At 52.7% G+C, this 12,149-nt stretch carries 9 protein-coding genes; 4 read left to right on the forward strand and 5 right to left on the reverse strand.

All coding sequences use genetic code 11. From position 1 onward, the window contains the following. Nucleotides 1-115: 115 nt before the first annotated feature. Both GQE98_RS06285 and GQE98_RS06290 read right to left on the reverse strand, forming a co-directional pair. A complete protein-coding gene (locus tag GQE98_RS06285; RefSeq protein WP_161314839.1) occupies nt 116-1,759 on the reverse strand; it encodes a serine hydrolase in 1,644 nt (547 codons plus the stop codon). Nucleotides 1,760-1,900: 141 nt separating this feature from the next. Further along, nucleotides 1,901-2,770 (reverse strand): LysR family transcriptional regulator, encoded by an 870-nt coding sequence (locus tag GQE98_RS06290; protein ID WP_161314840.1) that lies wholly within the window; start codon nt 2,768-2,770, stop codon nt 1,901-1,903. A 96-nt stretch (nt 2,771-2,866) separates the two neighbouring features. Between GQE98_RS06290 and GQE98_RS06295 the strand changes: the two genes are divergently transcribed. Next, nucleotides 2,867-3,382 carry a lactoylglutathione lyase family protein gene (locus GQE98_RS06295; RefSeq protein WP_161314841.1) on the forward strand — a complete coding sequence of 172 codons (516 nt, stop codon included), beginning with the start codon at nt 2,867-2,869 and terminating at the stop codon, nt 3,380-3,382. Between the two features lie 156 nt (nt 3,383-3,538). On the opposite strand, the gene GQE98_RS06300 is transcribed toward GQE98_RS06295, so the two are convergent. Beyond that, a complete protein-coding gene (locus GQE98_RS06300; RefSeq protein ID WP_161314842.1) occupies nt 3,539-4,336 on the reverse strand; it encodes a glutathione S-transferase family protein in 798 nt (265 codons plus the stop codon). 214 nt (nt 4,337-4,550) lie between these two features. Here GQE98_RS06300 and GQE98_RS06305 point away from each other — a divergent pair, with 214 nt between their 5' ends. The 3 genes from GQE98_RS06305 to GQE98_RS06315 are packed head-to-tail and all read left to right on the forward strand — an operon-like array spanning nt 4,551 to nt 9,125. Continuing rightward, a complete protein-coding gene (locus GQE98_RS06305) occupies nt 4,551-6,221 on the forward strand; it encodes an NAD-dependent malic enzyme (RefSeq protein ID WP_161314843.1) in 1,671 nt (556 codons plus the stop codon). Between the two features lie 26 nt (nt 6,222-6,247). Continuing rightward, entirely contained in the window at nt 6,248-7,495 is a 1,248-nt protein-coding gene (locus tag GQE98_RS06310) for a hypothetical protein (RefSeq protein WP_161314844.1), read from the forward strand. 52 nt (nt 7,496-7,547) lie between these two features. Next, nucleotides 7,548-9,125 carry an FMN-binding glutamate synthase family protein gene (locus GQE98_RS06315; protein ID WP_161314845.1) on the forward strand — a complete coding sequence of 526 codons (1,578 nt, stop codon included), beginning with the start codon at nt 7,548-7,550 and terminating at the stop codon, nt 9,123-9,125. 7 nt (nt 9,126-9,132) lie between these two features. Here GQE98_RS06315 and GQE98_RS06320 read toward each other — a convergent pair whose 3' ends face one another. Continuing rightward, a complete protein-coding gene (locus GQE98_RS06320) occupies nt 9,133-10,854 on the reverse strand; it encodes a chloride channel protein (protein ID WP_161314846.1) in 1,722 nt (573 codons plus the stop codon). A gap of 213 nt (nt 10,855-11,067) precedes the next feature. Further along, nucleotides 11,068-12,060, reverse strand: a complete 993-nt coding sequence (locus tag GQE98_RS06325) for an aldo/keto reductase (RefSeq protein ID WP_161314847.1) — start codon at nt 12,058-12,060, stop codon at nt 11,068-11,070. Nucleotides 12,061-12,149: the final 89 nt, after the last annotated feature.

A 12,149-nucleotide genomic window follows, 5' to 3' on the forward strand; every position in this document is an offset into this window, starting at 1 on the left:
GCATTGCAGTGAGTTTAGGGAGCAGGTGGACTGGAGCCGCGCCAGGGCGGCGCCCAATCGGCGTGCTAAAAAGACTCCTTATCGCGGAGGTTGGGTTTGGCATGGGCTTAAATTATTATTTCTGTCGATCAAATACCGCAAGGCCGAATTCATTTAGAAACTCGATAGTGAATGACTTCGCTGTTCCGTCTTCGCGCAAGGCAAATTTGAGCGAGGAGGTTGATCCGAACGGCATGTTTTCATTGAAAACAGGGAACCGGAAAACTTCGCCATCCCAATGGTTCAGGATAAATTCTTGCTTATCCGGACCAAGGATGAGGACCAGAGACTCATTTTTAACTTCCAGTTTCGCCATCCCGAAATAGTCACTGTTATAAAGCCCTTCCAAAAGTGTGAGCTCAGCAGATGGCTCGGGGGTCTCGGGAGGTTCTTGACCAGTGAGCTCACCAATCGGCGAATTCATCGGCGCAAACAGCTTTTGATAACCCGCCAGCCATTCTCGTTGCACTTCGCCATATTGAACCAGGTCCATGAACTGCGCCGTCAAGGCTTCGGCGGCACCAACCGGAGTGCCATTCGTAAAGACAGCTATGCCCAGTTCACTGGACGGAAGCATCATGTAGTTCGTTGCCGAACCAAGGATAAAGGCACCTGAGTGGCTGAGCATTGTCTGGCCTGATGGCCGGATATTAACGCCAACGCCGTAGCCATAAAAACCAGCAGGATCTTTGGACGTGGCCGGATGCCGTGAAATGCTCTCTGGTGTAATCGCCGGTATCAAGGCAGCTTCATCAATGATCACTTTGCCTTCGAATCGACCTTGTGAAAGTATCATGATCATCCAGCGTGAAAAATCGTTGATTGTCGAGCAGACACCCCCGGCCGGCGATTGTGGATCGGGCAAGCGCTGCAGGGCTGGCTTGAAAACCCCTTCAATAAGGGCATGGCCTACTGCCCGGTTTTCTTCCGCCATATAGTCTTCGAACCGGGAACTCGTCGATGTCATGCCAAGCGGCTCATAGACGGCGCTTTTTGACAGACTTTCCCAATCCATGCCAGACGCGGCGGCAACGGCTTCCGCGCCAGTTGTCAGACCAAAATTGGTGTAGGCATAGGTGTTGCGAAATGAATGGAGCGGGATGTATCGCAATTGTTCCAGAATATATCGCCGATCATACCCGATATCCTCCAGATCATCTCCGGCATGGTCTGGGAGGCCGGATCGATGGGCAAATAAATCGCCGATACTGACATGGCGGCTAATCCATGGATCCTGTAACTGAAACCATGGTAAATACTGCTGTACCGGGTCGTCCCAGCTAACCGTTCCTTTGCTCACTTGGTGTGCAACGACACTGGCCGAAACCGATTTTGAGAGTGATGCAATCTGAAAGACCGTATCCGGGTCGATGGGATCGTTCTTGCCGATTTCTCGGACACCGTAACCCTTGGCAAATAATGTCTTACCCTGATGCACAACGGCCACTGCCAGGCCAGGCACTTTTGTCTCCGCCATAATTGCCTGGGTGAGTTCATCAAGCTGCTCAACAGCATCCATGATCTGGCTGGCAGGAACTGGAGCCGTCGCGTCCTGTGCCTGAGACGGGTGGGAGAATGAACCTGTGGCAACTGTGATGGTAATTGCCAATGCGGCGATAATTGCAAGTTGTTTTTTCAAAAGGTGACCTATGGTTAGTTGACGTACGAAAAGCCCAGGCGATACACTCGCTCTGACAGAATATTTAAGGATCTTATTCATATTGCCCTCCCGGCCGCATTTCCTATCTTACCCGGGGTGTTGTTGTAAAGAACCTTGTTCTCGATCTATATATGATAGAATTACCATGGTTTCCGTTCTAATTTTTATCTATAAAAAGGTGATGCTACTGCCTTGATAGCCTTACCAAATAGTATTGAGACATTCCTTGATGAGCCGGTATCTATTGGGGAGCGGTTTATACTTTTTCTCGATTAAATATATGGTTTCCCTGCATGGTGTCTTTAACGTTACCTTGGTTAGTAAATCCGTCTCAGGATGCAAATCGAAAGTATTTTCCGGAATGACCGTAAAGCCCAGTCCCTGTGTAACAGGTAACAGGATTTGATTAAGTTGGTTGATGTAACCTTTAATCGGGATATCCTTAAAACCCGTAAATTTATCAGCGTAATTTTCTTCAAATACCTGCGCCGCGTAGTGGGCGCCATTTGGGTGGTTTATGTATCCCAGAGCCATTAAATCTGCCCATTCGGCTGAGTGGTTCTTGGGCAGGGCAAGGCATAATTCATCATACCCAAGTTCGGTAATTTGTATTTCAGGGTCATCGATGAAACTTGTAATTAACCCGATATCAAATTCATTCTTTTTGACCAGTTCAATCGACGCTTCATTCGGGGCTGCTTCCAATGAAATGGACAATTCCGTAAATTGCTTCTGAAGTTCTAGTAGTTTGGGGTAAAGTTGAATGGCCATGGAGCCTGAACAGGTAATCCTGCACTCTCCTTTATGAGGAGAATCCTCTTTCAGCCTGTCCCGTATTATTTTTTCGGATTGAACCTGTTTATGGGCAAACTGTCTGAAGAGCTCACCGGCAGGCGTTAGTTCTATTTTCTTTCCGGATCGATGGAACAAGGACACGTTCAATTCAGATTCAAGCGCCTTCAGATGCTGGGATACGCCCGGTTGCGTCATGTTCAACGCTTCCGCCGTTCTGGTGAAATGACGCGTTTCCGAGAGGGAAAGAAATGTTTTTATATGGGCAGAGTTTATCATAAAATTACTTTATCAAAATAATCAGAATACATAATTTTACATTATTCAGTAATATTTTAAAGTGGGTTCATCGAACAACTCACTTTAGGAAACGAAATGACCCAAATATCTCATACACCATACCCCCGGACCTTTTCCCATATTGGTCTTTCCGTGCCGGACCTGGAAGCTGCTGTAAAATTCTATACAGAGGTTCTTGGTTGGTACTTGATTATGAAACCGACGGAAATTGTAGAGGATGACTCCGCAATCGGTGAAATGTGCACGGATGTTTTTGGTGCGGGATGGGAACGCTTCCGTATTGCCCATCTATCGACAGGTGATCGCATCGGTGTGGAAATATTTGAATTTAAAAATCAGGAAAACCCTGAGAATAATTTTGAATACTGGAAGACAGGTATTTTCCATTTTTGTGTTCAGGACCCTAATGTAGAGGAACTGGCGGAAAAGATTGTTGCTGCGGGCGGCAAGAAACGGATGAAAGAACCGCGTTATTATTACCCGGGCGAAAAACCCTTCCGTATGATTTACATGGAAGATCCGTTTGGCAATATTCTGGAAATCTATAGCCACAGCTACGAAATGCATTACGCATCGGGTGCCTATAACTAAGCGTTTTTCACTCCTGGGTAATTATCATGCGACAGCGGCTTGATAGAAGTTGGCCCCTGTCATGAGTAAGCCATTTGAGATATTTATAAACCCAAATTTATTTATAAGGTTGCGGGGGTTCGTTGGTTGCGGGCCCCCGCAATCAATTCAAGAATCTCAAACCAACCCTAATTCTGCATCTGTCGCGGACTTCCCGTATTTATCCTTGGGGGGCCAAGGGCGGCTTTGCCAGTCGGGTGTGAAGGCAAAGCTGGAGACCTGGCGCCCTTCCACCAAGGCGCCATTGCCCGCCCCGAGCGCGTAGTCATAGTAGAGTTTGACAATTTCCTCCCGCGTGACCTGCTGCGCCGCTGGATGGGCGAGACAGGCTTCTCGCCATTTCCGCACGCGCGCATATTCCGGGCTGTTGGGGAGGTCAAACCCCTCATAATACTCCAGAAACCAGAAGCGCATAAACATCGGCGTGAACACACATTCGGCAAGGCCGAAATCCTCAAAAAGCCAGGTACCATCCGGGTTGTGTTCCTCAAGGAAGTCGTTGAGATCCCTGTAGAGCGACAGTATCTTGTCAAGATGCCCGTCGCGTGCGGCGGGGTCCCGGTTCATGACAAAAAGATAGCCGGCCATTGTAAACGGCCCTTCCTTGGCAATCATCATATTCTCGATTGCATGGCGATGCGGGTCGGTCGCGCGCACCTGGCCACCCGGCACGATCTCATCAAGATAACGAAGCAACACAAGGCTTTCCTTCAGAATGTCACCATCCGGCGTTTCCAGCACGGGAAGGGCCGTCGTGCCGCGCGTCTTTTTAAGGAGCGCCGGATCCCGTGGCCGGGTAATGTCCACCACCTCGAACCGGGCCTTTTCCCGCTCTCCCTTCAGGGTCAGGAGGATTTCAAGACGTTGGGAAAAAGGACAGACGGGGATATGGTAAATCGAGAATTTATCAGTCATGGCGTTAATCCTATCTGTTTGTCTTGGTGGGAGACGGGAACCATTAGCTTAAACGATCACTCCTCCGTTTTAAAACCCTTATTCCCGGGCGCTCTTGTTACAGGGATTTTCTGGCATGCCGCCTTGCTATCCATAAGCCGACCTGGCTATGTTATTATGGGCAGATATCTATCCGGGATATGCTTCTATATTGGACGCGGGGGAAGAATAACTTATGACCAGATTTACCGAAGACGTGTCGGCTGGCGTTGTCCTGCTGGGGGAGCCGACCCTGAACAAGGGCACCGCTTTCACCTTGCAGGAACGGGAAAAATATGGCCTCCTCGGATTGTTGCCGCCGCATGTCGAAACGCTTCAGGAGCAGACGGTCCGTGCCTATGATGCGCTGCAGGCGAAAGACACGGATCTGGAGCGGCATATCTATCTTCGGGCACTTCAGGACACGAACGAGGTCCTCTTCTATAATCTGGTAATCAGCCATATAGCCGAAATGATGCCGTTGATTTACACGCCGGTGGTGGGGGAGGCCTGCGAGAAGTTCAGCGAGATTTACCGGCGCCCGCGCGGCCTGTTTATTTCCTACCCGCATCGCTACGACATTGACGATATTCTTGATAACGCCGTGAACGAGACGGTGAGGGCAATTGTTGTCACCGATGGGGAGCGTATTCTCGGCCTTGGTGATCAGGGGACCGGCGGCATGGGCATCCCGATTGGCAAGCTCGCGCTCTATACGGCGGCGGGCGGGGTTGACCCTACCGTGACGCTGCCGATTATTCTCGATGTCGGCACGAATAACGAGGAACGCCTGAAAGACCCGCTCTATATCGGCTGGCGCGAGAAGCGCATCAGCGGGGATGAGTATTTTGAATTCGTCGATCTGTTCGTTCAGGCGATAAAGCGGAAATGGCCAAATGTGCTGCTCCATTTTGAGGATTTCGCACAGCCACACGCTGAACCGCTACTGGTAAAATACCGAGATCAACTCTGTACCTTCAATGACGATATACAAGGCACAGCCGCCGTCTCCGCCGGTAGCCTGCTCGCAGCCAGTAAAATGATGGATAAGCCGTTATCCCAGCATCATATTGCCTTTCTCGGCGCCGGGTCGGCGGGCGCGGGGATCGCGGAGCAGTTGATCCGGATCATGATGGATGAAGGACTCTCGGATGCAGAGGCACGAAAGCGCATCTATATGGTCGACCGCTACGGTCTATTGCACAGCGATATGGACGGCTTGATGGATTTTCAGAAGCGCCTGGTGCAGGACCATAGGAGTGTGGCTTCCTGGTCGAGTTCTAAAGATGGCAGTATCAGCCTCCTGGATGTGGTGAAGAACGGCATGCCCAGTATTCTCATTGGTGTATCGGCACAGAAGGGCCTGTTTACTGAAGAGATCATTCGGGAAATGGCTAAAAATAGTGAGCGGCCGATTATTTTTCCTCTCTCAAACCCGACATCCAAGTCCGAGGCGGTTCCTGCGGATATTCTGGAATGGACGGACGGCAGGGCCTTGATCGGGACCGGAAGCCCGTTTTCCGATGTCACCTATAACGGACAGGTCCATCATATCACGCAGAGCAACAACACCTATATTTTTCCGGGGGTTGCTCTCGGGGTCCTCGCCGTGGAGGCAACGCGGATCACGGACAATATGTTTATGGCGTCCGCCAAGGCACTTGCGGAATTGGCGCCGGTGTTGAAAGACCCGCTCGGCGCCATGTTGCCATCTGTCTCTGATATCCGTAAGGTCAGCAGGACAGTGGCCCTTGCCGTTGCCAAGCAGGCGGTGATGGATAAGGTCGCGCCCGAGCAGAGCGACGTGGATATTGAACAAAAGGTTGACGCGGCGATTTGGTCACCCGTTTATAAGAAACTGGGTTAAGATATTGAGATAAAGAGGTCTTTCTTATGGTATTTGACTACGCAGGCTATCAGCCCAAGGGGGACAAGAAAAATTCCGAGTTCTTTAATGAATTTCGCCAGAGGATTTATGAGCGGCGCAAATCCAGCGGGATCGAGGATCTGGTCGGGAATATGCGTAGCCTGGTCATGCAGGTCGAGCCGGGAACAAGCCTTGCGACGATGATCGAACTGTATGAGATGACCCCCTATCGCCATGCGGGCAGCTATATCGGGGAAACCCATAAATTCCATGTCCTGCACAGCCGGCCGGTCTTTCCCGCCCTCATCCTGATGGAACCATTGAGCGAGGCGTTTGAAGAATATATCACCCGCGTCAACCGGATGTATCCGCTTTCGCGGGCAACACCCCACAGCCGCTATGTCGGCGAGATTTATGAAAGTGCGAATAACGACGAGATCCGCAAGGCATTGGAGGATCAGTCTGTCCGTTTCGAGTATAGCGGGGAGGTTGAAAACCCCTTTTATGCGGCCAATGGCTTTCTCTTCACCATGCCGTCGGACTTCACCGGCAACCGGGTTGGCTATAGCGACCTGGATTTCAACGATCCGGACAGCCTCGGCCTCGGTGGGCGTTTCGAAATGACGGCGGATGAGCAGGCGAAGCTTGATGAGGCGGCGGATTTTGCCGAGGCGTCTGGTGTGGGGGAGCTTCTTCTCGGGGTGGATCATATGGCGACCCGTATTCTCGCCGCAGATCGGGAGGATGCAATTCTCGAGTTCCTTACTCAGGTGCCCTATTATTTCTGGGGGGCCTATAATATCATGGACATGAATTCCTCTACTAATGTCAACCGTAACGGCTCGGTGATGGATGACAAGCTTTCTCCAGCCAAGGTTTTTACCGCGAACAACACACCCTCATTCGTCAATTCCTTCGAGAATAAACCCATGCCGACGGAAACTTTCGTGCGCAATTATGGCCGCCGGATGCATCATGTCGCGATTGAGGTGCAGGACGGCGATCATGCAGCAGGCGAGAAGAATGTCGATTTCGTCGTCAACGCCCTGAAGGAGAAGGGCGTGCCGTTCCTGGCCCATGTGGTTGGGGAATGCAAGGATGAGCCGAACCTGAAGCAGATTTTCTCGAAACATTCGAAAAACACCATCCTGATCACGGAGTATGTGGAGCGATGCCACGGCTTCGACGGCTTCTTCACCAAGGACAATGTTGCGGCCCTGACCGAGGCCGCGGGCCAGGATGAGCAATACAAGCATGGACAGATTTTCGATTGACGGGTTACTTTTCGAAAAATAATTAGAAATAGGGACGAAGGGGCGACGCAATATGGCACGTAACATCTTTTTCGGAGTATCCGCAGCAGGATTACTTCTGATCTTTATCGTGCAGTTTTTCTGGTCACCAATCGTTCATCTGCTCTGGGTGCTGGTCCCTTATATTCTGCTCGGCTTTTATGATATGCATTTCGCCAGTCATAATGTGCTGCGCAACTACCCGGTTGTTGGTCATTTGCGCTATGCCCTGGAGTTTATCAGCCCGGAAATACAGCAGTATTTTATAGAAACCAATGAGAGCGGCCGGCCTTATAACCGGCAGCAGCGTAATCTTGTATACGCCCGGGCGCATGGCGGACTGGACACGCAGCCCTTTGGCACACAATGGGACATCCTTGATGTCGGATATCAGCGGGCGAGCCATTCGCTGGCGCCCAAGCATGTCGTGCCGGAGAAGGCCCGTGTTGTCGTTGGTGGTCCGCAATGCAAGCGACCTTACGAGGCATCGCGCCTCAATATCTCTGCCATGAGCTTTGGCGCGCTCAGTGCCAACGCGATCCATGCGCTGAATGCGGGCGCCAAGATCGGTGGTTTTGCCCACAACACCGGGGAAGGGGGGCTCAGCCCCTATCATCTGGCGGGCGGCGGCGATATTATCTGGCAGATCGGGACCGGTTATTTCGGTTGCCGCACGGCGGAGGGCAATTTCGACGCGGAAAAATTCAAGGCCAATGCCAACCGCGATGTGGTCAAGATGATCGAGATCAAGCTCTCTCAGGGCGCGAAACCCGCCCATGGCGGTGTACTGCCCGCGGCCAAGGTGGATGAGGAAATTTCCAGAATTCGTGGTGTTCCGATGGGCAAGGACGTATTGTCCCCGGCCGCCCATACTGCCTTCTCGACGCCTGAGGGGCTATTGCAGTTTGTCGAGGATCTGCGCGGCATGACAGACGGCAAGCCGGTCGGGTTCAAGCTCTGCATCGGGCGGCGCAGCGAGTTTATGGGGATTTGCAAGGCGATGCTGAAAACCGGCATCCTGCCCGATTTTATCACTGTCGACGGGGCAGAGGGCGGCACTGGTGCCGCGCCGCCTGAATTTTCCAACCGGCTCGGCGTGCCCATTGATGAGGCGTTGGTTTTTGTCCATAACTGCCTTGTCGGGACTGGCCTGCGACAGGATATCCGCATTATTGCCAGTGGAAAGGTCGTCACCGGCTTCGACCTGATGGAGAAGATTGCTCTTGGTGCAGATATGTGTAACGCCGCCCGGCCGATGATGTTTGCGCTTGGCTGTATTCAGTCCCTCCGGTGTAATACAAATACCTGCCCGACCGGGATTGCCACGCAGGATCAGACGCGCGCGCGCGCTGTGGATGTGTCGCTACGCAAGCAGCATGTTGCGAACTATCATGACGCGACGATAGAAAGTTTCCGTGAACTGGTCGGGGCTTGTGGGCTTGAAGACCCTGTAGACCTGACGCCCCATCATATTTACCAGCGCCTCGCGGATCAGTCGGAGAAGTCATCGGATGAAATCTACGATTATCTCGACGAGGGCGAACTGTTATCTGATATGATCCGCCCGAGCTACCTCAAGGACTGGGACAAGGCCCGTGCGGAGGCATTCTAAGTGTGGACTATTGCAGGATAGCGGCGTCTTTCAAGGCGTTAGAAATTTCCGTCACTGTAACCACCCCAACGATATCCGCCGCAATTTTTGTGTTTGGTGCGGCGGAGACGAGGGCGATTTCCGCCTGACGTTGCTGCAGTTTTTGCAGAACTTCAACCAAGCCCATTGCCTCTGGCACAATAAGGTGTCTTTCGGCGATGCCGACGGAGAGGGCTTCTTCGGCCCGGTTCTTATCGACAAAACGCCGTTCCACCGAGAGGACATTCCCGTTCCCTGTCCAGATGACGACACCGGGGCTGTTAGGCGGGGTTTCCCCTTTGGGCAGTGCCGTGAAATTATGCGCCATGATATCCTTGATCTCCTTCGCCGCGAGGAAGGCGGACGTCATCCCCTCCGGCACTGCATGGCCACGCCTGTTAAGCTTCAGGGTGTAGATGCTGGCGGGGGAGAGATATCGGCGTAGCGCATAAGCGACCGCCGTTGTGAGAACTGTCGGCAGGACGGTGTTATGATCGCCGGTCATTTCCGCCAGCATGACGACGCTTGTAAAGACCGCACCGGTAGTGGAGCCGATCATGGCCGCCATCCCGGAAATGGCGAAAACCGTGATGCCAACCTCAAGCCCCGGAAAGATCATATGCATAACATTGCCGAAGGCCGCGCCAAGGGTCGCGCCCATAAAGAGCGATGGCGAGAACACACCACCCGAGGCGCCGGAACCAAGCGTGAGACAGGTCGCGATCATTTTAAGGGCGAACAGCAACAGGAGAAACCAGGGATCAGAGAGCGCATTCATCAACACATCAAGGATGGTGGCATAGCCGACGCCCTGTATATAGAAATGCCCGGCATAAAGCTGCATCACATAGATCATCACCCCGACGATCGCCATGCCGAGCATATGCCGGCTGTAATAGTTGCCGGGAATTGCATCAAACTTGTCTTCCGCCCAGTAGATTGCCCGCACGAAGAACGTTGCCGCCACCCCGCAGATCAGGCCAAAAGGGAGAAACAGGATAAGGCCCCAGTTTGCCCCGACCCCGAAGTCTGGAATTTCCAGTGCAGGCACATTGAAGCTTGGCGTCATGCTCAGAAGTTGGCGCCCGATATAGGTCGCCATGATCGACGAAGTGGCGAGAAGGAAGATACTTTCTGCGCTGATCGAGACAAGCAGCAGTTCAACCGCAAACAATATACCGCCAAGCGGCGCGTTGAAAGTGGCCGCGATCCCGGCACCAGCACCCGCCGCTACAAGAATGACCCGCTGACGCGTTGGCATGGCGACCCAGTTTCCAATCAGGGAGCCAAACGTTGCCCCAATCTGGATAATCGGTCCTTCCCGCCCGATGGCGCCGCCGCTGCCGATGGAGAGGGCGGAGGCGAGGGATTTAACGATTACCACCACAGGCCGGATTTGACCCTCGTTATAATAGATGGCATCCATTACCTCGGGGACGCCGTGGCCCTTGGCCTCCGGTGCGAAGGTTTTTACAAGCCAGGCGACGCCGACGGCACCAATAACCGGCACAAGGATCACCCACGCGCCCCAGACATCGGTGGGCGTATGAATACTGGCGTCATATTGCAGGCTGAATTTTCCCAAAAACAGGAGGTTATGGAACAGACCGATCAGAAGCCGGAAAACCCAGGCCCCGATACCGCCGATAACGCCGACAAAAATGGCAAGCAGACATAGCAGCACAAGGCTGCGGTTCTCAGTCTCCGGCATTTCGACCCCCCTCGATACCTAAATTTGTTGCGCATCATAGGGTTTTTCCCGTGGGTTTAAAGCACTTATCGGAAATATTTATATATTAAAGGGGGGCATATTTCTAAGCCTGAAACGTTGTCGAGATTGGCAATTTTAATATTGATCGTCAAGGTGGTGCGCACTGTCAGTTCCTTTCTGGTAAGTCCCTGACAGCGCTAGCGGATTAAAAAATCAGCCGTAGACTGCCGTCCCCCAAAGTTGGTTATGGCTATAACGGGCCCCATGGGCAAAACCGAGGGGGAGGATCTTCTCGATCTCCGCAAGGTCGGTGGCCGTAAGGTTCATGGCGTCCGCTTCCGCGCATTCCTGCATATGATCGGCACTCCGGGTACCGGGGATCGGGATCATGTCGCCGTCCTGTGCCAGCACCCAGGCGATGGCGAGCGTAGCCGGGGAGACGCCCTTGTCGGCGGCCAGGGCGTTGAAGGGCTCGATCGCCTTCATGTTATGCGAGAAGTTCGGCTCGACAAAGCGGGGGTTGTTCTTCCTGAAATCCGAGTCCGAGAAGGTTGAGGGATCGAGGGGTTTCCTGCTGAAAATACCCCGCCCGACGGGAGAGAAGGGAACGAAGGTCACGCCAAGTTCCCGGCAGGCCTGAACCATACCCAGCTCCGGCAGGCGGGTCCAGATGGAATATTCACTCTGTACCGCCATCACCGGATGGACCGCATGGGCGCGTCGGAGGGTCGCGGGCGATATCTCGGAAAAGCCGAAGCCGCCGATCTTGCCTTCCTTCTTGAACTTGACCAGGGTCTCCACCACTTCCTCGACCGGGCGGCTCTGGTCCTGTCGATGGATATAGTAAAGGTCCACATACTCGACACCAAGCCGCTTAAGTGATTTCTCAAGTTCACCACGTAAATATGCTTCACTGTTATCAAATGTGCGTTCCGTCGCGCCGGGTTCGCGCTTGATGCCACCCTTCGTTGCAATCTTGAAAAAATTCGGGTGATCCTTGAGGAAGGCCCCGATAACCTCTTCTGACTTGCCCGCGCCATAGACATTGGAGGTGTCGAGGAAATCAACCCCGAGATCCATCGCCTTGGCCAGCGTCGCATGGCTTTCCGTGATATCCGTCGCCCCGTAAAAACCTGCAAAACTCATACAGCCAAGGCCGACAGCCCCCACCATTAATCCGTCACTTCCAAGCGGTCGCTTCTGCATTTAACAACATCCTTTTTTTCAGCGTCTTGTTTTTTATCCAATAATGTTACTATGTTAAGACCACGGCGCAAGCGGTTAAAAAAATAAAG

The organism is Sneathiella litorea, assembly GCF_009882915.1.
GTDB lineage: Bacteria > Pseudomonadota > Alphaproteobacteria > Sneathiellales > Sneathiellaceae > Sneathiella > Sneathiella litorea.